Below are 23,095 nucleotides of genomic sequence, written 5' to 3'. Positions count from 1 at the left end.
CTGCTCCTCGCCGTCGCGGCCCTGCCCGCCGCTCTCCTTGGCCGTTTTGACTTCCGCGCCTCGGCGCGGAGTTTGATTTTCCGCAACCGAGTATCACCCATCAATGCAGACACAATTGACATTGCCTGGCACCCATGCTTAGATGGCGTTAATGTAGCTTAATTTGACGTGAATTTTTCGTTAATATGGCTACGTTGTAGTAATCAGTGAAGCAGTACCGCAGTCATCAAATAAAAATTCCATTTGGAGGAGAACAGTATGCAAGCGAAGTACAACGCCAAACTCGTCATCCCAGCCCTGTTGGCGACCCTTGTGGCCGGCGTGATCACCGGTTGCGCCGGTGGTTCCGACAACGACGCCATCGGCAGCACCACGGCGCCGCGCCATTCCCAGGGGGCCGGCCCGGCGGCCGCCAGTTATACGAGCGTGAAATGGGGCGGCGGCGGCTACGTCACCGGCCTGATTTACCATCCGACCAGCTATAACGTCATGTATGCCCGCACCGACGTCGGCGGCGTCTACCGCTGGGACGGCGGCGGCTCGTGGACGCCGCTTACCGACGGCATCGGGTTCGGCCCGGGCGAAGGCACCTACCACGGTGTCGAAAGCCTGGCGCTGGATCCGACCAACGACAATAAGGTGTACATGGTCTCGGGTTTGACCACGCACAACTGGGACGGCTCCGCCCTGTTCAACGGCCGCATCTATGTGTCGCAAGACCGCGGCGCCAGCTGGACCCACTACGACCTGCCGTTCCCGGTGGGCGCCAACGAGAGCGGCCGCGCCATCGGCGAACGCCTGAAGCTCGACCCGACCAATCCGTCGACGATGTTCTACGCCTCGCGCACGGCCGGCCTGTGGAAGAGCACGAACTCGGGCCAGACCTGGACCCAGACCGGGTTGTCGAGCAAGGTGTTGACCGGCAGCGAGATCATGGGACTGGGTACCGCTCCGATTGGCGTCGAGCAGATCGTGCTCGACAATTCGGGCACGGGCGGCGGCGGTACGACGTGGAACATGTATGCCTTCATCGCGCCGGAGTACGTGCAGAAGGCCGGCCTGACCTCGACCATGTACAAGTCCCAGAACGGCGGCGCCTCGTGGACGCCGGTGCCGGTGCCGTCCAACGTGTCCGGCTACTACGTCCCGCACATGGTGCGCGCCAGCGACGGCAACTACTACGTGGTATTCAACAAGAACACCGGTGAGGGCGCCGGCGGTCCCGGCTACCTCTACAAGTTCGGCGGCATCAGCTTTGGCGAGAACTGGACCCAGCTCACCACCACCACGCAGGGCGGCTACAGCGGCGTGTCCGTCCACGGCAGCGGCGCGACGGCCCGCGTCGCGCTGACCGTGACCACATGGAACGCCGGCCAGCCGGTGGTCCAGCTGTCCGACAGCGCCGGCGCCCCCGGCACCTGGCGCGAAATCGCGGACGGCATGACGCACTGGGGCAGCGGCGGCTACCGGGGCTGGGTGGACGACGTCGAGATCGATCCGACCAACAAGGATCACATCCTGCACGTCCACGGCGGCGGCGTCTGGGAAACCTGGAATGCGTCGGCGGCCGCGCCGGGTTGGGATGCGCCGGTCAACAACCTGGAGGAAACCGTGACCTTGGCACTCGTCACGCCGCCCGCCGGCGCCTCATACAAGTTCGTCAACAGCGCGGGCGATATCGGCAATTGGGTCCAGACCGACCTCGCGGCGACACCGACCAGGACGCCCAACAGCGCGTGGGGCAATGGCGACGCCGCCGACGTGTTGTGGTCCGACCCGAGCTATATCGTCGCGGTCGGGATCACCAACAACACGCCCGTGACCGCCTACGGCTCCTGGTCCGGTAACAGCGGGGTCACGTGGTCGAACTTCGCATCGCTCCCGGCCGGCGCCTCCACCAACCACGCCGACACGGCCAGCATCGTGACGACATCGCGCAACAACGTCGTCTGGGCGCCCGCCAACTCGATCCCCTCCTACACCACCAACAATGGCGCCAGCTGGACCCAGGTCAGCGGTCTGCCCACGCCCAATGGCGGCCTGAATAACGCCTATCGCCTGGTCGTCGACCGCCAGAGCCCGAACAAGGTCTACGCCTTCGACGGGGGCGGCGCGTGGTGGAACAACACGACGGGCAAGGTCTACCTGTCGACCGATAGCGGCCATTCGTTCGCGCTGGTCCAGGGTTCGGTCGCGGCGAACTTCGCCCGCAATGAATTCGGGATCACGACGATGGTGGGCAATCCCAACGCCGCGGGCGACCTCTGGGTGGCCGACGGCGACGCCGTGTACCACTCGACCAATTCGGGCACGAACTGGACCAAGCTGTCCGGCTTCGCGACGGTAGCCGCCAACGGTTCGACGGGGGCGCTGCAAGGCGCCACCCGGATCGCGCTGGGCAAGGCGGCGGCTGGCTCCTCGTACTCGGCTGCGGTCTACGTCGTGGGCACGAGGAGCGGCGTGTGGGGCGTGTGGCGTTCCGATGACGCCGGCGCCACCTGGTCGCGCTTCAACGACAACGCGCACCAGTACGGCGGCATCGGCGTGATCGCGGGGGACTGGAACACCTACGGCCGCATCTACTTCAGTGGCGCCGGCCGCGGCATCATCTACACCAACTAAGTAAGCAGCTAAGCAGCCGCACGTCCGTGACGTGAGCAACGGAGGCCGTGTGCCTCCGTTTTTTTATTCAATTTCATATGACGCATTGTTTACTTTCGCAATTGCAGTGCAGCGCTGCCGCTTGCATGATTCAACATGGAGTTAAGCCACATTAACAAATGGGCGCGCGGTATGAACATCGTTCCGGCAGTGACCACACCCGGCATGCGGTACCGGAAAACTCGAACCAATAACCCATTGCTGGAGAGATACACCTTGAATCCGAAACACCGCATCACGCTCGCCGTCCCTGCCCTGCTCGCCGCCCTGCTGGCGGCGTGCGGTGGCGGCGGCGGCGCAGCGCCAGCGGCCCCGACTGCCAGCCAGCCGGGCACTGCCACGGCGCCCGTCACGCCCCCCGTCACACCAACCACCCCGCCCGACACCGGCGCGGTGACGCCGACCACACCGACCACGCCACCCGACGGCGGAGCCGCGACATCCGGGCCCGCCACGTTCAACAGTGTGCAGTTCGGCGGCGGCGGCTATGTCACCGGCCTGGTCTACCACCCCACCAGCGCCAACCTGTTATACGCCCGCACCGACATCGGCGGCGCCTACCGCTGGAACCAGGCCACGTCCTCATGGACGCCGCTCACCGATGGCCTGGGTTTCGGCGCGAACGAGAGCCGCTTCCATGGTATCGAAAGCATCGCCCTCGACCCGAACAACGACCAACTGGTCTACATGGCCACCGGCATGTACACGTTCGAGGGCAACGGCCGCCTCTACATCTCCAGGGACCGCGGCGCCACCTGGACCCATGTCGACCTGCCCTTCCCGCTGGGCGGCAATAATCCGGGCCGCGCCATGGGCGAACGCCTGATGGTCGACCCCAACAAGCCATCGACCTTGTTCTTCGGTTCACGCACGGCCGGCCTGTGGAAAAGCGCGGATTCCGGCCAGACGTGGGCGCAAGTCACGTCGCTGTCGGCGGCCAAGATGACGTCCGACCAGTTCGGCGCGGCGGGCGGCGGCATGGGCGTCGAACTGGTGGTGTACGACACCGGCACCCGCGGCACCGGCACGGCCACCCAGGCCATCTATACCGCCATCGCCCCGGACTATGCCAAGGTGGCGGGCCTGAGCGCGAACATGTACAAATCCACCGACGGCGGCGCCAGCTGGTCCCCGGTCGCGACACCGGTATCCGGCTACCACACTCCCCATATGGTGCGCGCCGCGGACGGCATGTTCTATGTCGTGTTCACCAAGGATACCGGGCCGGGCGCCGGCGGGCCCGGCCGTCTCTACAAGTTCGACGGCGCCAACTGGACCCTGCTCAAGAGCGTGGACCCGGTCAACGGCCTGAACTTTGGGCTCGGCGGCGTGTCCGTCCACGGCAGCGGCGCCACCACCCGCATTGCGCTGGGCGTGACGAACTCCTGGGGCAGCTGGAACGGCCAGCAAATCGTCCAGTTGTCGGACGACGCCGGCAAGACCTGGCGCGAAATCGAAGCGACCATGCCGGGCGAAACCGCGTCGGGCTGGGTCGACGACGTTGAGATCGACCCGTCCAACCGCGACCACATCCTGCACGTGCATGGCGGCGGTATCGTCGAGACGAAAAACGCGTCCTCGGCCACGCCGAGCTGGAAAGGCAGCATCGCCGGCATCGAAGAAACCGCCGTCCTTGCCATCGCCACCCCGCCGGCCGGCGCGCCATACATCCTGATCAACAGCTCGGGCGACGTCGGCACCTGGGTCGATACGGACCTCACCGCCACACCGACCTTGAATCCCGGCCTCGGCTGGAGCAATGGCACCGCCGCCGACATGGCATGGTCCGACCCGCTGTACATCGCAGGCCTCGGCGTGATCAATTCGAACAACTCCGCCACTGCGTTCTGGTCGGGCGATGGCGGCAAGACCTGGGCCCGGTTTGCCTCATTGCCGGCCGGCGCCGCGCAAAACACCGGCGGCGAAGCGAGCCTGGTGGTCACCGCGCGCAACAACGTGATCTGCTCGCCAGCCAATTCGGTGCCGTCGTACACCACTAACAATGGCGCCAGCTGGAACTTGACCAACCTGCCGGCGCTGCCGAGCGTGGCGCCCGGCTGGGGCCGGGGCTACCGCCTGGCGGCGGACCGCAAGAATCCGAACAAGGTCTACGCCTATGATTCGGGCGGCGCGACGTGGGGCACGGCAGGCAAGTTTTATGTATCGACCGATGGCGGCCACACCTTTGCGCTGAGCCAGGGCGCGGCGGGTTTGAACCTGGCCCCTAACGCGTGGTGGACCACGTCGATGGTGGTCAACCCCAATGCCGAAGGCGACATCTGGCTGACCGACGGCAACGCCGTGTACCACTCGACCGACTCCGGCGCCAACTGGAAGAAGCTCGCCAACTTCGCGCCTGGCGCCGGCACGTCGGCCGCCAGCGCCATCGCGCTGGGCAAGGCGGCGAAAGGCGCCAAGTATTCGGCGGCGGTCTACGTGGTCGGTGTCATCAACAACGTGTGGGGCATCCACCGCTCCGACGACGGCGGCGCGACCTGGTCGCGCTTCAACGACGACGCGCACCAGTACGGCGGCATCGGCGCGCTGGCGGCCGACCAGAACACCTATGGCCGGATTTACTTCAGCGGCACCGGTCGGGGGATGCTCTACACCAACTAAGCACAGCGCAACCGATCATATCCCGCGTTAGCCGTGCCGGTCGGATCGCGGGAGCCCTGGCGCCTGGTCGCCATCCTGCCGGCAACCATAATTAAAATTACCCGAGGAGATAATATGAAGCACAAACACTTCGTTGCACTGGCCGCGGTCACCGCGGCCTTGCTGGCGGCCTGCGGCGGCAGCGGCGATCCGTCCGAGCAGTCACCACCGTACGCCGCCAAACAAGGCGGCGCCGCAGTCCCCAGCGCCGCCGGCACCCGCTGGCAAAACGTCAAGTATGGCGGCGGCGGCTACGTCCCCGGGCTGGTCTTCCACCCGACCAGCCCGGACGTCCTGTATGCCCGTACCGACATCGGCGGCATCTACCGCTGGAACCCCACGGCCTCGAACTGGATCCCTCTCACGGATAGCCTGGGCGTCCAGGACGGTTTCCACATGGGCAGCGAAAGCATTGCCCTGGACCCGAACGACGACCAGCGCGTATACATGAGCACAGGCTTGTACGGCTGGGCCGGCCGCAATGGCCGCCTGTACATCTCCACCGACCGTGGCGACAACTGGACGCACGTCGACCTGCCGTTCCGCGTCGGCGCCAACGACCAGGGCCGCGCCGTCGGGGAGCGCATGATGGTCGACCCGAACAAGCCGTCGGTGCTGTACTACGGCACGCGCACGTCGGGCCTGTGGAAGAGCACCGACCATGGCCAGACCTGGAACCAGGTGACCTCGCTCTCGTCGTTCCAGTATCCGGGCGACCAGATCGGCTCCCTGCCCCAGCGCACGTCCGGCGGCATCGAGGGCGTGCTGTTCGATACCTCGACCACGAACTCCGGCACGTCCACGCAGACCATCTACACGACCGTAGCGCCGGATTACGCCATTGCGGCTGGCCTCAGCCACAGCATGTACAAGTCGACCGACGGCGGCGCGACCTGGGCCGGCGTGGAGACGCCGGTGGCGGGTTTCCATATCCCGCACATGGCCCGCGCCAAGGATGGCATGATCTACGTGGCGTTCACCAGGGACCTCGGCCCGGGTGCCGGCGGCCCGGCACGCCTGTACAAGTTCGATGGCGCCAACTGGACGCTGCTGAAGAGCTACGATACGCAGCAATGGGTGAACTTCGGCATGGGCGGCCTGTCGGTCTCCGGTACAGGCGCGACCACCCGCATCGCGCTGGGTGTCACCAACTCGTGGGGTAACTGGCAGGGCCAGCCTATCGTCCAGGTTTCCGACGACGCCGGCCTGACTTGGCGCGAAATCGCCGCGCAGATGCCGCACAGTCCCGACTCCTTCGGTGGCGGCTGGATCGATGACGTCGAGATCAATCCGAACAACCCGGACCACGTACTGCACGTGACGGGGGGCGGCATCTGGGAAACGCGCAACGCATCGTCGGCGACGCCGTCCTGGAAGGAGATGATTTCCGGCATCGAGGAAACCGCGACGCTGGCATTGATGACGCCGCCCAAAGGCGCGTCGTACACGTTGCTCAATGCGTCGGGCGACATCGGCGTGCACGTACAGACCGAACTGCTCAAGACTGCCACGCGCCGGCCGGTGAACACGTTCGCCAATGGCGTCGGGATCGACACCGCGTGGTCGAATCCCGCCTACATCGCGGCGGTCGGCACCCCCGGTTACACGGCCTCGGGCATCCACGGTGTCTATTCGACCGACTCCGGCGTGACGTGGACCCGGTTCGCGAGCGTGCACCCGGATGCGGCCACCAACGAGGGCGAGCAGGCCAGCCTCGCGGTGACCAAGCCGGGCCACGTGGTCTGGTCGCCGGCCGGTGCGGTGCCAGCGTATACGACCGACAACGGTGCAACCTGGACCTACACCAACCTGCCGCCGCTGCCGTCCGTGGGCATCAACCGCGGCTACCGCCTTGCCGCCGACCGCAAGAACCCGAACAAGGTCTATGCATTCAACTCGGGCGGCGCTTGGTGGAACCAGTGGTCCGATACGTCGCACTTCTGGTACTCGACGGACGGCGGCAAGACGTTCACGGAGAGCGCGTCGTTCAAGAGCGCGGGCGCGCTGGTGGCGGACTTCGGCACGTCGACGATCGCCGTCAACCCAAACGCCGAAGGCGACGTCTGGGTGGTGGATGGCCAGAACATCCTGCACTCGACGGACTCGGGCGCGACCTGGGCCAAGCTGAACGTGACCGCGCCGATATGGGGCAACAACCCGACGTGGATGTACCCTGAAGTGTATAGCGCGACCTCGATCTCGCTGGGCAGGCCGGTGGCCGGTGCGACGTACTCGGCTTCGATCTACATCGTGGGCGTGATCAATGGCCAGTGGGGCGTGTACCGTTCCGATGACGGTGCCGCGACCTGGCGCCGGATCAACGACGACAAGCACCAGTACGCCGGCATCGGCAACCTGGCGGCCGACCAGTCCGTGCCCGGACGCGTATTCGCCTCCGCCAACGGGCGGGGCGTGATCTTCAGCTATTAATTCAAGCCACGCCGGCGACATCGATGACGCCGGCGGTATCGACTATTTCCGGAGTTTGATCATGAAATGCAAGACCCTCTTCGCCGCCCTCGCCCTGGTGGCCGCCGGCAGCGCCAACGCCACCGTCCTGAGCTTCGACGGCCTGACCGAAATGATGTACGGCAGCGGCTTCCCGCTGGCCGCCGACATGGCTTACGACGGCAGCAACCTGACCTACGTGGAATCGGGCTTCCAGTGGACCCTGCACGCACCCAACGCCGAGGCCGGCGCGGCGAACATCGGCACCGGCACGTTCGAACCGCAGACCTATAACTGGCACGACGGTCTCGACAACGGCGCCGACACCTTCGTGACCCTGACCCGGGCCGGCGGCGGCAAGTTCGACCTGAACAGCTTCGACTACTACATGGACGGCAGCTCCGTGTGGGCCGACGGCGCGTTGCTGGGATCGATTCAGGATGCGGGCACATGGGCCACGGCGCTGACCGGCATCACGGAACTGCGCTTCAGCTCGGGCGCCTATAACCAGCTCGACAATGTCGACGTGGTGGAAGCGGCATCGGGCGCCGTACCGCTGCCGGGCACGGTATCGCTGATGCTGGCCGGCGTGGCCGCCGCCGCCCTGGCGCGCCGCCGCCGAGGCTGATGACCGGCAAACAAGCCAGTGCCGGCGGACGCGCTTTGCCATGCCGGCACATCGAACACCATCATGCATTCTTTGAGGAGTTAATTTGAACAGGAAACACCACATCCATTCCGTCATCCCGGCCCTGCTGGCGGCGCTGCTTGCAGGCTGCAGCGGGGGCAGTGGCGCCAGCAACAATGCCGGCTCGCACCCCAGCGCCGCCGGCGCCCCCTCGCCGGCGCCCGTCCTGACACTGCCGGCAAGCCTGAGCGTCCACGAAGGCCTGACTGCGGCCTTCCTGTTGCCGTCGGCCACCGTATCGGCCGGACGCAGCGCCACGTGGTCCGTGTCCGGCAGCGATGCGGCGCGCTTCACTATCGATCCCGCGACGGGCGCCCTGTCGTTCCGCCAGGCGCCCGACACCGCGCGCCCCGGTGACGCCGACGTGCTCAACGATTATGATCTCATCGTGCAGGTCAGCGACGGCCATCGCAGTACGCAGACCCCGCTGAAGGTGCGGGTGTTGCCATGGAACGATGGCGGCGCGGCAGCCCTGCCGCTGCCCCTGGCGCCGCGCGAGGTGGCCCGTCCCGCGGGCAGCGCGGGTCTGCCGGGGCTGCGCGTGCTCGACTGGGCCGGATTCAAGGCCGCCATGTCCTACACCTTCGACGATGCGCAACCGTCCCATATCGATCACTATCCGGCGCTCAAGGCCCAGCGCGTGCGCGTCACCTACTACATCAACCCCACGGTCGGCGCCTGGTATCCCGGCTTCGACGCCACCTGGAAAGACGCCGTCGCGCAAGGTTCCGAGATCGGCAACCACACCACCCACCACTGCCGGGCCGCGGAGCTGACCGACAACAATGCCGGCACCTGCCCCGCCGGCCTGGGCAGCGCCGGGGCCGAGTTCGACGACACCAGCGACTACATCCGCGCCAAGACCGGACAGCCCGGGGTCTGGACCGCCGCCTACCCGTTCGGCGACACCGACTACAAGGCGGCGGCCGCATCGCGCTTCCTGGTCTCGCGCGGCGTGTGGCCCGGCATGGTCGCGCCCGGCACCGTGAGCGATGCGCAAAACCTGCCGGTGATCGGTTTCCCCGGCGATCCGACGTCTCCGGGCGGCGACCCGCTGCCCACGTTCAACACCGCCGTGGACAACGCCCTCGGCCAGGGCCGGTGGATGATGTACCTGTTCCACACGCTCTTGCCGACCACGCAGAACTGGGGCGGCGGCGAAGACATCGGGGTCATTACCGGCAACATGGCCTACGCGAAATCGCTCGGCACGGTATGGATGGACAGCGTCGTCAACATCGGCGCCTACTGGCGCGGCCAGCAATTGCTGAAGGAGGCAACACCCACCGCCAGCGGCGGCGTGACCACCTGGCGCTGGACGCTGCCGGCCAACTTCCCGCAGGGCCGCAAGCTGCGGGTGGTGGTGGACGGCGGCACGCTGTCGCAGAACGGCGCCCCGCTGACCTGGGACCGCCGTGGCTACTATGAAGTGTCGCTGGATGCGCAATCACTGAGCTGGAAGCAATAACGTTCTTGCGCCGCCCACAAAAAACGGAGGCCAACGGCCTCCGTTTTTTGGTTGAACCATGCCTACGGCGTCACGCCGTCACCCGCAACAGCGCCGACGCATGCGGCGCCAGCGCCTGGCGGATCACGCCGCGCGCCGGCGCGCGGTCCTGGCGCGCCCACAGGTCGCGCACTGCCACGGTCTTGTTGCCCAGGTTCAGGCGCGACAAGTCAAAAGCGATGTCCACCGGCTTGTCTTCGGTATTGAACAGCGCCAGGTAGTACACCCCGGCGCCGGCCCCGTTCGGCCGGGCGCTCCAGATGCGTGTCCCCGCGTCCACCCGGTGCGGACGGTTGTCGTGGCTTTTCTGGTTCACCGCCAGCACTTCCGGATTGGTCAGCAAGGCCAGGGTCGGCGCATCGAGGTGCCGCAAGTCGCCGCCCATGATCAGCGGCGAGCGCGCAATGCTCCACAAGGTCATCAGGGTTTGCTGTTCATCCGGCGTGAACTTCGTATTACGCTCGCCCAGCGCCAGGCGGCCCAGCGGCAGCATGTCGGCGTCCGGCCAGGAATCGGCGCCCAGCACGGGATTCCAGTTTTCCAGGCGCTGGAACTGTTCGTTCAACAATTTCCATTCATCCCAGAAGTCGTCCGAGATGCGCCACATCTGCGCGTAGTGCGGCACGTGCAGCGCCCACTTGAGGTCCATTTCGCCGGGCGACAGGCTCAGCGTGATGGCGCGGCCGGACGCCGCGATGGCTTTATGGGCCGCTTCCACCTCGGGCCAGTACTTGTCGTAGGGACGCGACATGTCATCCATCTTGATGAAGTCCACACCCCACGATGCATACAGCTTGAACACTGAATCGTAATACTGCTGCGCACCCGGCTTGCGCATATCGACGCCGTACATGTCGCCGTTCCATTCGCACATGGAACCGGTGTCGGCAATGTCCTGCGCGCGCAGGTTGGTCCCGAGGATCGGCGTATTCATCCGCACCGCCTGGCGCGGAATGCCGCGCATCAGGTGGATGCCGAATTTCATGCCCATGCGGTGGACCTGGTCGGCCAGGGCCTTGAAGCCTTTGCCGTTTGCGGCGGACGGGAAGCGGTTCGGCGCCGGCAGCAGGCGGCCATACGCATCCATCGTCAGTTCGGCATCCTTGCGGTAGGTATAGCTGTCGGCCTTGGGTTCATACCACTGGATGTCGACGGTAAAGACGTCATAGCCGGACGGCAGCAGTTTTTGCGCCATGATCCGCGCGTTTTCCACTGCCTGGGCTTCGGTGATGGTGGGGCCGAACGAGTTCCAGCTGTTCCAGCCCATCGGCGGGGTGGGCGCCAGCGGCTTGCGGCCGGCGGCGTTGGGCGCAGCCGCAACCGCCGCGCCAGGCAAAACGGTGGCGGCCGCGGTGGCCAGCGAGGTGGCCAGTGAGGTGGTCAATAAGCGGCGGCGGGGTAAATCGGTCATCAGTGTCACTCCATTTCGTATCGATAGGCGGGCAAGTCGTGCGCACGATTGTGGGTGCAACCGCGAGGGGGCGGCAATTGCAAAAACGCTCAGATCGGCGAACGATATTTCACACCCGGCGGCAGGGCGTGCAATGCCGATCAACGAGCCGCTATTTTTATTGACGCACGGCAACTATTCCATTTAGACTCCCCTGGCACGTCGTTAATGTATCGTGCATATTTCATTAATATTTCTCTCGGCCGCACGGCGGCCTTTACCAATGAAACCTCACTCTGGAGTATGGTCTATGGAAATTCGAAAAACCTTCAAGACGGAACTGGCTGCCGCGGTGCTCCTTCTGAGCTCAGCGGTGCTGCCCGGTTACAGCGCCGCCGCGGAGTCCACCGTTTTCACGCATCCAGGCGCGCCACTCACCCTCGCGGACCTCAACACGCTCAAAGCCTACGTCGATCAAGGCAAAGAGCCATGGAAGTCCGCCTACGACCAACTGGCAAACGACGGCAAGGCCAAGACCACCTACGTCATGGCGGGGCCGTACGCGACGGTCAGCCGCAGCCCCGACGTGAATCTCTGGCCATGGCGCAACGACATGGTCGCGATATGGAATCTCTCGCGGATGTGGCACTTCACGCGCAATGACGCTTACGCCATCAAGGCGCGCGAGATCCTGCTGGCGTGGGCCACCACCCAAACCACGTTCTCGGGCAGGGAGTCGATGCTCGACCTGGGCGACTACGCGTACATGTTCGTGGGCGGCGCGGACATCCTGCGCGGCGCATGGCCGGGTTGGACGGACAGCGACACGGCCGTGGTGAAGAACTATTTCAAGAATGTCCTGATGCCGGCATCGAACCCTTATGGCGAAAACATGTTCGGCGCCGCCAACAAGGGCGCGCTGGCCCTGAACGCGCTCGGCTTGATGGCCATCTTCAACGACGACGCCGAAACGCTGGACCAGGTCGTGTACCAGACCCGCACGCTGGCCCACATCGGCTTGCGCAGTTCCAACGACATCGGCATGCTCGGCGACTCCCTGCGCGACCAGGGGCACGCCCATGGGCAACTCAAGTCCCTGACCATGCTCGCCGAGGCGCTCTGGAAACAGGGCATCGACGTTTATTCCGACTTCGACAACCGCCTGCTGGCGGCGGGCGAATATTTTGCGCGGGTCAATGAGCTGGCGCCCACGACCGCCCTTCCCTTTGGCACCACCGATGCCTACTACACCGCCGACAATACCAACCGCGGGTGGTCGGGCGGCGGCGGCGGGAACATTCCGCTCAACCAGATTTATAACGCCTATGCCACCCGCAAGGGCATGCAGGCGCCCTTTATCGCGCAACGGCGCCTGTGGATGCCGGTGGACAGCGGCAGCTTCATGTTCCTGAAGGACACCGATGCCTCCACCGCGGCGCCCGCGCCGGCACTCCCGATTCCCGCCACCACCTCGATCACCTCGGGCTTGAGCAATATCGATATCGGCGGCGCCATTCCGACCGGCACGTCCTCCTACTCGGCCGACGGCAAATGGACCGTGACGGGCGCCGGCGCCGACAGCTGGGGCACGAGCGACAGCGGCCACTACGCCTACCAGGCCCTCACCGGCGACGGCGCCATCATCGCGAAGGTCGAGACGATCCAGAACACCAGCCTGTACGCCAAGGCGGGCGTGATGATGCGCACCGGCCTTGGCCAAGGCGCCCCGCGCGCCACGATGCTCGTCACCAACCAGATCAAGGCCGAGCAGAACATGCCGAACCTCTCGGTATACGGCGGCGCCAACTACGGCAACAAGGCCTTGTCCATCGCCAGCTCCACGCCTTCGTACTGGGTCAAGCTGGAGCGCATCGGCAACATGATCACCGGTTATATTTCTCCCGATGGCACCAACTGGGCCGCCACCGACGTCGGCCGCATCGACGGTCCGCTTCCCGACACGATTTATGCCGGCCTGCTGGTGGTCTCGCACGCCAACGGCACGCTCAATACCTCCACCTTCAGCAACGTCCAGATCACCGGCGGCGACGGTGGCGCGCCAAGCGCCATTCCGGCCGCGCCCGCAACGCTGCAGGCTTCGCCGGGCGATGGCGCCGTCCCGCTGCGCTGGCAGCAATCCTTCGGCGCCGCCAGCTACACGGTCATGCGCGCCACCTCCAGCGGCGGCCCCTACTCGACCATCGCGATGGACGTCACGGGCGGCAGCTACACGGACACCTCGGTGACCAATGGCACCACCTATTACTACACCGTCACGGCGGCCAACGCCGCCGGCGCGAGCGCCAACTCACCAGAGGACAGCGCCACACCGGAACATCCGCTGGTGAATATCGCCACCGGCGGCACCGCCAATGACAGTGCGAACAACCCGGGCAACGCCCGGCGCGCCTTCGACCAGAACTCGGCTTCGCAATGGTTCCATACGGGAGTGACGGGCTGGCTACGGTATGACCTCGGCCACACGGAGACGGTGCAGCGCTACACTGTCGTCAGCTCCAACGACAAGGTTCCGCGCGAACCGAAGGACTGGCAGTTCCAGGGCTCCGGCGATGGCGTCACCTGGACCACGCTCGACACGCAAAGCAACCAGGCGTTCACCGGCCGCTACCAGCTAAAAAGCTACGTGATCGCGAGTCCGGCCGCCTATCGCTACTACCGGCTCAACATCACCGCCAATAATGGCGACAGCACCTTTACGGATCTCGCCGAATTGGGACTATTCGCTTCCAGGCCGTAATGAACCCGGCACCCGATTGACGTCGGGTGTACGTGCACAACAGGGCCCCTGGGCAAGCGCGGGCCCAGGGCGCCCATACGGCGCAACGCGCAAGGCATTCAACGTTCGTCCCAGCGCAGGTGCACGACCTTGTAGCCGCTGTCCTTGATGGTCTTGAGTAACGCCGGCAACGCTTCCGCCGTGGGCCAGTTCGCATCGTGCATCAAGACGATGCCGCCTTCGCCGCCCTTCAGGCGCGCCGCCATGCGTCCCACCAGCGACTCGGTGCGCTGGTCGTTCGGCATGTAGTCCTCGATGCCGAGATCGGTCGACGCCACCGTGATCTTGCGCTGTTCGAGCGCGGCCAGGATCGCGGGCGTCTCTTCGAGGAACGGGAAGCGGTATGCCGCCGGCGCCGTGCCAAAGGTGGCCATGAAGGCCTGTATCCCCTGCTCCAGGTCGGCCAGCTGGGCCGCCGGCGTCATGGATTTCAGCGGCGGATGCGCAAAGCTGTGCAGCGCCGGGGTATGGCCGGCCGCGGCCACGCGCCGCCCCAGCTCGGGATGCTTGGACAAGTTAACGCCGGTCATGAAAAACGTGGCTTTCACGCATTGCGACGCCAGCGTAGCGAGCACCCGGTCCAGGGTATCGGGGTTGGGGCCGTCGTCGAACGTCAGCGCCACCTCGCCCTTTTGCAACGGCAGGGCGCCATACTGCACCGTGCCGTAGCGCGCGTATTCGCGCTTGAGGGTCAGGGTGCGGGCCGTGCCCAGCGCGTCCGGCGCGCACGCGCTTTCGGCGGCAAGGTTCAGCTCGAAACCGTTGGCTGGCAGGTCGTCCGCGCTGAACAGGTTGACGTAAGGCGCGTCGGCCCAGGCATAACGCACTTTGGCGGCGCGCGCCGTGGCGGCGCCTTTCAGCCGGACCGTATCGCCCTCCACCGCTGCAGGCGCATAGCGGCACTCTTCCTGTTCGCACACTTCGAACCCGATCGCCATGTCCGACGAATACGTGCGCAGCCCGCCATTGGTGTTGGCAAAGCGGATCACGATATCGCCGCCGCTGCGGGTGGCCGACACCGCTTCCGGTCCGCCGGGCGTGATTTTCTCGCCGTAGGCGACGGCCCGGGCCGCGCGGGCCAGGCGCTCGCCGACGATTTTCTTCTGGGCCGGGTGGATGTCGGAACGGTCGCCAAAGTCGAACGTCACCGCCAGTCCGGCATGCGCATCGGCGCGCACCGCCGCCGTTTGTGCCTGGCGCAATTCCGCCCACGACGATTGCCCCGGTTTGGTCGCGACCGATCCGAACGCCGTCAGTTGCGCCACCATGAACGGCAAGTCCGGCTGGGCAAGGGTCTGGCGCCAGTCGGCAAACAGCATCGGCAGCAAGGTTCGGTATTCCTGGGCGGCGCCGGCGTTGGCTTCGCCCTGGTACCACGCCGCCAGCTTGAATTTATACCCGCGCAGCGGCGCGATCATGCCGTTGTACAGCGTGGACAGGCTGCCCGGCGGCTCCCACGGCGCCTGTTCCTGCACGGCGCTGACACGCGAGCCGAGCTGGTACTTCCAGCGCGCAGGCAACGCGATCCGGGCGCCGTCCGCGCCGCGCAGCGCGCGCTCGCCGGCCGGCGCCAGCAGGCCGCCGCCGTGGTCATCGCCCAGCACGCGCAGCGCGATGACGTTCCTGCCCGGCTTCAGCACGCCTTTCGGCACGGCATATTCGCGGCCCGCCCACGACGTGTTGCCGGAGCCGACCCGTACGCCGTTGACCCAGGCGGTGTCGGACATGGCGATGGGACCCAGCAGCAGGTGACTGGCCGTTTCGGCCTGCCGCGCGTTCAGCTCCACCGTATTGCGGAACCAGACCACGCCGCGATGGTCCTTCAGCGCGGCGATGCCGGAATCGCCCCAGCGTCCGCCAGGCTCTATGCCGGGCCAGCCGGCGTCGTTGAACGCGGGCCGCGACCAGGCGCGCTGCGCGGCGGCCTGCGGATCAAGCTTGTCCCACCACGCTTCCTGGCGGGCTTCCTCGGCGCGCGCCCCGGCCGCCGCGTCGGCAGCATAAGTGTCCAGCACGTCCAGACCCCGGCCATATGCAGGCAGCTTGCGCAGCGACGGGCCGCTGATCCAGCTCTGGATCGAACTGCCACCCCAGCTGGCGTTGACGAAACCGACCGGCACGTTGTACTGGCGCTGCAGCGCACGCGCCATGTGGAAGCAGACGGCCGACGCCTGGCCGGTGGTTTGCGGTCCCGTCACCTGCCATTGCGGCGCGGTCCGGTATTCGTCCTGGCGCAGCGCCGACGTCTCGCGGGCGATGTTGACGAAGCGGAGATTGTGGTTGCCGCCATAGGCAATGTCCATCGGCGCATTGGTCGCGATGGCCATGGCCAGCTCCATGTTCGACTGCCCCCCGCACAGGAACACGTCGCCGACCAGGATGTCGTTCAACGCCGTGGTCTTTCCGTCCGCGCTGACGCTCAGGACATGGGGGCCGCCGGCCGCCATGGCCGGCAGCTGCATCCGCCACTTCCCGCCGCCGTCGGCCGTGGCCTGCACCGTATGGCCGTTTAACTTGACCGTCACCCCGGCATGGGCCGGGGCCGTACCCCAGACCGCGACCGGCTGGTCGCGCTGCAGCACGGCGTGGTCGCCGAATATGCCGGCAAAGGCCGGGGCCTGCGCGGCGGCGCACGCCGGGGCGTTGGCAAATGCCCATGCGCCGAATCCGGCAAGCAGCGCGCGCCGCGCCAGCGAATGGCGGAAACCTGGTCGTTGGGAAAGGGTGTCGTGTGTTGTCGTTCGGGGCATCATTCCTGGGCTACCTGTCAAGGGCGGAGGTCCGGCGAAGGGCGGACCAAGTCACGGCCATTGTGCAAGCGGCGCCAATCGCATGACAATTGTGAAAGCTGTCAAACCGGTCAACGATATTTCGCACCCGCCCGCCAAAGCCGCCGTCATGGCTTGCCCGGGCAGTCAATTGTTCATAATATATTACAGACATTTGTCATGACTACCCTGGAGACCACCGATGCCTACCCGCCGTGCCGCGCTGTACGCGCTTGCCGCCCCCGTCCTCGCCCTGCCCCTGGCCATGCAGCCCGTCCACGCGGTACCGAATGCAACCGCCGCGCTTGCCGATCAGGCGCCGGTGCAAATGAACACCGTTCCCGGGCCGTTCCAGGCGGAACCGGGATCGCTCAAGACCTACCGGACGCCCGACTGGTTCCGCGACGCCAAGTTCGGCATCTGGTCGCACTGGGGCCCGCAAGCGGTGCCGCGCGCCGGCGACTGGTATGCGCGCAACATGTATATCTATGGCACCGGCCAGTACAAGCATCACCTGGAAAAGTACGGCCACCCGTCCAAACACGGCTACAAGGACATCATCCCCTTGTGGAAGGCGGAAAAATTCGATCCGGAAGCCCTGATGGCGCTGTACAAGAAGGCCGGCGCGCGCTACTTCGTCAGCATGGGCGTGCACCACGACAATTTCGACCTGTGGGATTCGCGCCACCACCCATGGAACGCCGTGAAGATGGGACCGAAACGCGACATCGTCGGCGACTGGAAGCAAGCCGCGCAAAAGGCCGGCCTGCGCTTCGGCGTATCGGAACACCTGGGCGCCAGCTATGGCTGGTTCACCCCCAGCCATGGTTATGACGAAGTGTGGCCGGTGCTGGGCGCGGCCTATGACGGCGACGACCCGAAGTACGCGTCGCTGTATCATCGCGCCCACAACCAGCCCTACCGTGGTTCCGCCACCTGGTATACCACCGATACCCGCTTCCAGCAGGAGTGGTACAACCGCATCACCGACCTGTTGACGCGCTACCAGCCGGACCTGCTGTATACGGACGGCGGCCTTCCTTTCGGCAAGGTTGGCCAGACGCTGGTGGCCAATTACTACAACGACAGCATCGCCCGCCATGGCGGCAAACTGGAAGCGGTGTACAACCACAAGGAAATCGGCTCCGGCGAATTCATCCGCGAAGCCGGCGTGCAGGATGTCGAACGCGGCGTGATGGACGGCATCAATCCGTTGCCGTGGCAAACCGATACGTCGATCGGCGACTGGTTCTACAGCGACGGCTACAAGTACAAGAGCACGACAGAGGTGGTCCACATGCTGGCCGATATCGTCAGCAAGAACGGCAACCTGCTGCTGAACGTGGTCCAGTACCCGGACGGCAGCCTGCCGCCCGAGCCGATGCAGTTCCTGCAAGAGATGGCCGAATGGATGGGCGTCAACAGCGACGCGATCTACGGCACCCGGCCGTGGAAAGTCTTCGGCGAGGGTCCAACCAAAGCCGCCTCCGGCCATTTCCAGGAAAACACCGCCTATACCCCGCAAGACATCCGCTTCACCGCGAAAGGCGGCGCACTGTACGCCATCACACTGGGCACGCCCGACAAGGCGGTGCGCATCGCATCGCTGGGCCGCAAGGCCGGACTGGAGCCGCGTCCCGTGAAAGCCGTCACCTTGCTGGGCAGCACCGCGCCGCTGCGCTGGAAACAGACCGACGACGCGCTGACGATCGAATTGCCGGCCAGCCTGCCGAGCAAGATGGCGTCCAGCTTCCGCATCGTTTTCTAGGCCGCACCGTGAAACCCCGGCCTTCGGAGGCCGGGGTTTCAGGCGGAGTCAGTGTTAGGTGAAAACCACACGACGTCCTTTGGTATCTCTGCGGGCCAGGCCATGGGTCGGAGCCCTGCCCGCCGGTCGCGGGCGCATCGGCGCGACGTGCTTCGGCGCAGTTCCGCGACGACATCAAAAATCAAAGCTATGTCACCGGGAGTCGTGGAGTGCTCCCACTGTAGGGCGGACTCTACGAGGCCGCCATGCATGCGCCGCCGCCAGCGCGGGCAGTACCGTTGTGCGGGCATGGCGGCATTGACTTGGCGTCCCCGTCAATGCCGCCCTACAGCCAGCGTCTTCCACGATTTGCGATGACATAGCCGCGTTCCGCCTCAGGAGGGCCGGAACAGCAGTTGCGCGAAGTGGTACAAGTTTTCCGCCCAGCTCTCGCGGTCGTGGCCATAGCCGTCGACGTGCCACACGTGCGGCACGCCCTGCTGGCGCAGGCGCCGGTGCAAGTCCTGTGAGACGTTGATCAGGCCATCCTTGTTGCCGCACGACAGATACAGCAGCCGTGCCGGCGCGGCGATCCTGGCGGGATTGGTGTTGGGTGCGGCGGAAAATCCCGCCACCGAGCCAAACGTGTCCGGATGGCCCAGACCGAAGTTGAGCGCCTGCCCTCCCCCCATCGACAGACCGGCAATGGCGCGCTGTTCGCGCCCCGCCATGACTGGGTAGCGCCGCTCGACGGCCGGGATCAGCGATGCCAGCAAATCCTGTTCGAACAAGGCGAAACCGCTGGCGTTTTCCGGCGTAAACGTCCGTTCGGGCGGCGGCGCGCGGTCATCGGCCAGTGCACGGCCGTTCGGCATGATCACGATCATCGGCGCCACTTTGCCGTCCGCCATCAGGTTGTCGAGCACGGCGGGCGCGCGCACATACCAATGCCATTCGTGCTCATTGCCGCCGATGCCGTGCAACAGGTACAGCACCGGATAACGCCGCTGCGGGTCGTAGCCGGGCGGCAGGTACACCTTGGCGTTGCGCTCCCTGCCCGTGACGGCCGAGTGATAGGTGAATTCCGTCACCGCGCCCAGGGCCACACCGGGCCGCGCCGTGTCGAAGCCGGCCGGCGGCGCGGCGACGGCACGCACGTCATCTTGCGCCAGCACCACCGGCCGGGCAAAGTTGGCGCCGGCGGTTTCGGCAGTGACGGGCTCAGTCGCGAGCACGGATGCGGGCAAGGTTGCAGGCACGGTAACGGGGGCGGTTGCGGGGGCGGTTCCCGGTCCGGTTGCGGCGCAACCGGCCAGCAATGCCCCGGTGGCGACGCACAGGGCCCTGCGACCGATGGCGGCCCCGGTCATCAAGTTCTTCATAGTTTTACTCCGATAACAGTTTTTTCAAGCCGGGCTCCAAGGTGCGCGCCCAGATCTCATAGCCTTTTTCCGACAGGTGCAGCAAATCGGGCATGACGTCGCGCGACAGCGTGCCGTCCGGATTCACCAGGGCGGCATTGATATTGGCAAAAAACACGTTGCGCCCGTCCGCATAACCGCCGATCAGTGCGTTGACGCTCTCGTTGAGGCGGCGCAGGTAGGCCGATGGCTGTTCCTCGCGCGGGAACACGGCCAGCAGCAGCACCTTGGTGCGCGGCAGGCGCGTGCGCAGCTCCTTGAGGATGGCCTTGACGCCGGCCGCCGTGACTTTCGGGTCGTCCTGGCGGTCGCCGGTATTGTTGGTGCCGATCATCAGCACGGCGACTTTCGGCGCGATGCCGTCCACTTCGCCATGCTGCAGGCGCCACAGCACATTTTCCGTGTGGTCGCCGCCAAAGCCCAGTCCCACGGCGTTATATTGCTCGTAGTAGCGCTTCCATACCGGCAAGCCCGTCGTTTCCCAGCCTTCGGTGATGGAGTCGCCGATGAAGACCAGTTGCGGGGATTTGCCGGCAGCCTTCAGCTTGCGGATGTCCTCGAGCTTTTGCTGGTGGCGCGCTTCCCACCGGCCCAGCGCCCACGCATGGCCCAGGATCGCCGGCGTGCTGGCCACGGTGCGCGGGTCGGGACATTCGGCATTCGGTTTGCCGCGTTTTGCCAGGCGCACGTTGGCCACCGAGACTTCGCCACTGCCATTGCCTTCCAGCGCGAACGGCATGCCCACCTTGCCAAAGTCGTCGTCTTCGCGCGCAAAGCAGGACAGCGCGAACGACAGGTGTTGCCAACCCTTGCCCTGCAGCGCGCGGCCGGGCAGCACGTAAGGCACTTTGCGGTTACATTCGGGGCCGCAGCGCATCGTAAAATAGATGCCGCCATCGGCCAGGTCGGCCACGTTGATGTCGAATTCCAGCGTGCCTTCGGCGGCATAGGGCCGCAAGTCGAGCGCCGGCCCGCCATCGAGCCGCAGGCCGGCGTGCCACACGTCTTTCCAGCGCAGGGTCAGCGCGCCGGGCTTGCCGGCAACCGTGCCGGCGCCGGCCGCCACCGTGCTGTTGGGCGCCTGCATATCGGCCGGCTTGGGCATGGTCAGCGACTCCCCCCGCAAGACTTGTTCCGGCCCCTCGAAACCAGAGACCTTGACTTGCCACGACGGCGGCGGCTTGCCGGCATACAGTGCCATGCCGGCGTCGCCGGCCGCATGCGCGGAAAACACCGCCGCCGACAAGGCGGCGGCCAGCAGCGGGACTGTGATACGGTAAATACGTTGGTTCATGAGGGTTCGGGTTGGTCTGGTTGACAATGATTGCGCGGTGCGGCGGCGCCCACGGCATCGGGATCCGGGCGGCCAGTGCCACACCACGCGGCCGTCCGCCATGCAGCCGCCGGCGGACGCCATCAGGTACGGGCTCAGCGATGGGCCAAGATGCGGGCTCGGATGCGGGCTCAGATACCGGCTTGCCGCGCGCCCGGGGCGGCGACGCGCACCGGCTTGATCGAGGCGGCCGGCGTATCGACTTCCAGCGCAATCACGGTGTCGATGTCGTTGCGCGCCGCCGGCGGCACCGTGACTTCGATGCCTTGCGCGGTTTGCGTGACGCCGGCCTTCGCGCCGCCCAGCACCGACGCGCGCAGCACCCTGGCCGGAATCGGCGGCAGCGCCAGTTTGTCGTTTTGCCAGTTCAGCACGTGCAGATAAATGGTGTTGCCGCGATGGGTCGATGCGCCATAGCCGGCCGGCAGGAACGGGCCGCCGCGCGTCTCATAGATGCTCTCGCCGTTCTTGCCGAGCCAGGCGCCGATGTCGCGCAGGCGCGCCACCTGCGACGGATCGATCGCGCCATCGGGACCGGGGCCGACGTTGAGCAGCAGGTTGCCATCGCGCCCCGCGACATTGGCCAGCAGCTGGATGTAATGCTTGAGCGGCTTGACCTGCGCATCCGGCTGGTAACCCCAGGCGCCGGCAATGGTGGTGCACAATTCCCACGGATGCTGGTTGTCGAAGTCGCCCAGCGCGCCGTCGCCCTCGCGCGAACGGAAATCCTCCGGCATGTCGGCGCGGCCATTCATCAACACTTGCGGCTGCAGGCGGCGGATCTTCGGATACATTTGTTCGTGCTGCCAGCTGAAGCCCCCCTTGTAGTGCTGGCCATACGGACGCGCCACCCATTTGGGGAACGTCCCCGCATCCTTCCAGTCGGCGCCGAAATTGAGCCAGCCGGTCTCGCCGCCGTCGAACCACAGCACATCGATCTTGCCGTAATCGGACATCAGCTTTTCCACCTGGCGGTGGTACTGCTCGCGCATGGCTTCCGCGCTGTCGCGCTGCAAGTCGGGGAAGAAATAGCCGGGGAAGCGCCAGTCGAGCGGAGAATAATACAGACCGACGCCGAGGCCGGCCTTACGCACCGCCGTCACGTAATCGGCCACGAAATCGCGGCGCGCCGCCGTGGTGGTGGTGGTGAACGGATTGGCGCCGTCGTCGAACAGCGCAAAGCCGTCATGGTGGCGCGCCGTCAGCACCGTGTATTTCATGCCGGCCGCCTTGGCGACTTCGGCCCAGGTATCAACGTTGGCCTTGGACGGCTTGAACTGGTCCGCCAGTTTCGCGTATTCCTTGACCGGGATCTGCTGGTCCCACTGCACCCATTCGCCGCGCCCCGGGATCGCGTACAGGCCCCAGTGGATGAACATGCCGAAGCGCGCGCCGCGCCACCACTGGATGCGCGCGGCCGGATCTTCGCCAGGCAGCCGCGCGATGCCGCGTTCCGGCGCGGCCATGGCCGGCGCCGGCAAGCCTTGCCCGGCCGCCTCGGGCGCGGGAACCGTCAGCGCGGCGGCCAGCAGCGTGGCGGACGCCAGCGCCGCCAATGGGGAAAATCGTGTTTTCATCGGAATCGTCTCCTTGTTGGAGGGATTGTGCCGGCGCGGCACGGCGTGGACAATTCCAAAAACCGCCAGCCGGACCAATGAAATTTCCGCGCCGGATCAG

Annotated in this window: 12 protein-coding genes; 7 read left to right on the top strand and 5 right to left on the bottom strand. The window is 66.0% G+C overall.

From position 1 onward, the window contains the following. Positions 1 to 258 precede the first annotated feature (258 nt). The 5 genes from AC1RRC_RS02430 to AC1RRC_RS02410 all read left to right on the top strand — a co-directional run bounded on the left by AC1RRC_RS02430 (position 259) and on the right by AC1RRC_RS02410 (position 9,923). On the top strand, positions 259 to 2,622 hold the full coding sequence (locus AC1RRC_RS02430; protein ID WP_493053651.1) for a sialidase family protein: 2,364 nt from the start codon (positions 259 to 261) through the stop codon (positions 2,620 to 2,622). 255 nt (positions 2,623 to 2,877) lie between these two features. Continuing rightward, positions 2,878 to 5,280 carry a dockerin gene (locus AC1RRC_RS02425; protein WP_493053650.1) on the top strand — a complete coding sequence of 801 codons (2,403 nt, stop codon included), beginning with the start codon at positions 2,878 to 2,880 and terminating at the stop codon, positions 5,278 to 5,280. Between the two features lie 114 nt (positions 5,281 to 5,394). Further along, the gene (locus AC1RRC_RS02420; protein ID WP_493053649.1) at positions 5,395 to 7,749 is read left to right on the top strand and encodes a WD40/YVTN/BNR-like repeat-containing protein; all 2,355 of its coding nucleotides are present in this window, start codon (positions 5,395 to 5,397) and stop codon (positions 7,747 to 7,749) included. A gap of 61 nt (positions 7,750 to 7,810) precedes the next feature. Further along, positions 7,811 to 8,395, top strand: coding sequence for a PEP-CTERM sorting domain-containing protein (locus tag AC1RRC_RS02415; RefSeq protein WP_493053648.1), 585 nt, complete (start codon positions 7,811 to 7,813; stop codon positions 8,393 to 8,395). An 85-nt stretch (positions 8,396 to 8,480) separates the two neighbouring features. Further along, on the top strand, positions 8,481 to 9,923 hold the full coding sequence (locus tag AC1RRC_RS02410) for a polysaccharide deacetylase family protein (RefSeq protein ID WP_493053647.1): 1,443 nt from the start codon (positions 8,481 to 8,483) through the stop codon (positions 9,921 to 9,923). Between the two features lie 70 nt (positions 9,924 to 9,993). Here the strand turns inward: AC1RRC_RS02410 and AC1RRC_RS02405 are convergent, their stop codons facing one another. Beyond that, the gene (locus AC1RRC_RS02405) at positions 9,994 to 11,373 is read right to left on the bottom strand and encodes a glycoside hydrolase family 27 protein (RefSeq protein WP_493053646.1); all 1,380 of its coding nucleotides are present in this window, start codon (positions 11,371 to 11,373) and stop codon (positions 9,994 to 9,996) included. A gap of 289 nt (positions 11,374 to 11,662) precedes the next feature. Between AC1RRC_RS02405 and AC1RRC_RS02400 the strand changes: the two genes are divergently transcribed. Next, positions 11,663 to 14,110 (top strand): discoidin domain-containing protein, encoded by a 2,448-nt coding sequence (locus AC1RRC_RS02400; RefSeq protein ID WP_493053645.1) that lies wholly within the window; start codon positions 11,663 to 11,665, stop codon positions 14,108 to 14,110. 98 nt (positions 14,111 to 14,208) lie between these two features. Here the strand turns inward: AC1RRC_RS02400 and AC1RRC_RS02395 are convergent, their stop codons facing one another. Next, positions 14,209 to 16,902, bottom strand: coding sequence for a polysaccharide deacetylase family protein (locus tag AC1RRC_RS02395; protein ID WP_493053644.1), 2,694 nt, complete (start codon positions 16,900 to 16,902; stop codon positions 14,209 to 14,211). Positions 16,903 to 17,119: 217 nt separating this feature from the next. On the opposite strand from AC1RRC_RS02395, the gene AC1RRC_RS02390 reads away from it, so the two are divergent. Next, a complete protein-coding gene (locus tag AC1RRC_RS02390; RefSeq protein ID WP_493053643.1) occupies positions 17,120 to 18,685 on the top strand; it encodes an alpha-L-fucosidase in 1,566 nt (521 codons plus the stop codon). A gap of 374 nt (positions 18,686 to 19,059) precedes the next feature. Here AC1RRC_RS02390 and AC1RRC_RS02385 read toward each other — a convergent pair whose 3' ends face one another. The 3 genes from AC1RRC_RS02385 to AC1RRC_RS02375 form a co-directional block, all read right to left on the bottom strand. Continuing rightward, on the bottom strand, positions 19,060 to 20,046 hold the full coding sequence (locus AC1RRC_RS02385; protein ID WP_493053642.1) for an alpha/beta hydrolase: 987 nt from the start codon (positions 20,044 to 20,046) through the stop codon (positions 19,060 to 19,062). Positions 20,047 to 20,050: 4 nt separating this feature from the next. Then, positions 20,051 to 21,379, bottom strand: coding sequence for a GDSL-type esterase/lipase family protein (locus tag AC1RRC_RS02380; RefSeq protein ID WP_493053641.1), 1,329 nt, complete (start codon positions 21,377 to 21,379; stop codon positions 20,051 to 20,053). A 170-nt stretch (positions 21,380 to 21,549) separates the two neighbouring features. Beyond that, a complete protein-coding gene (locus AC1RRC_RS02375) occupies positions 21,550 to 22,995 on the bottom strand; it encodes an alpha-L-fucosidase (RefSeq protein WP_493053640.1) in 1,446 nt (481 codons plus the stop codon). Positions 22,996 to 23,095 lie beyond the last annotated feature (100 nt).

It is taken from the genome of Pseudoduganella sp. GW821-FHT12E03 (assembly GCF_058807115.1).
The sequence above is the reverse complement of the archived record's forward strand: the minus strand, read 5'-3'. Positions and strand labels throughout refer to the sequence as shown.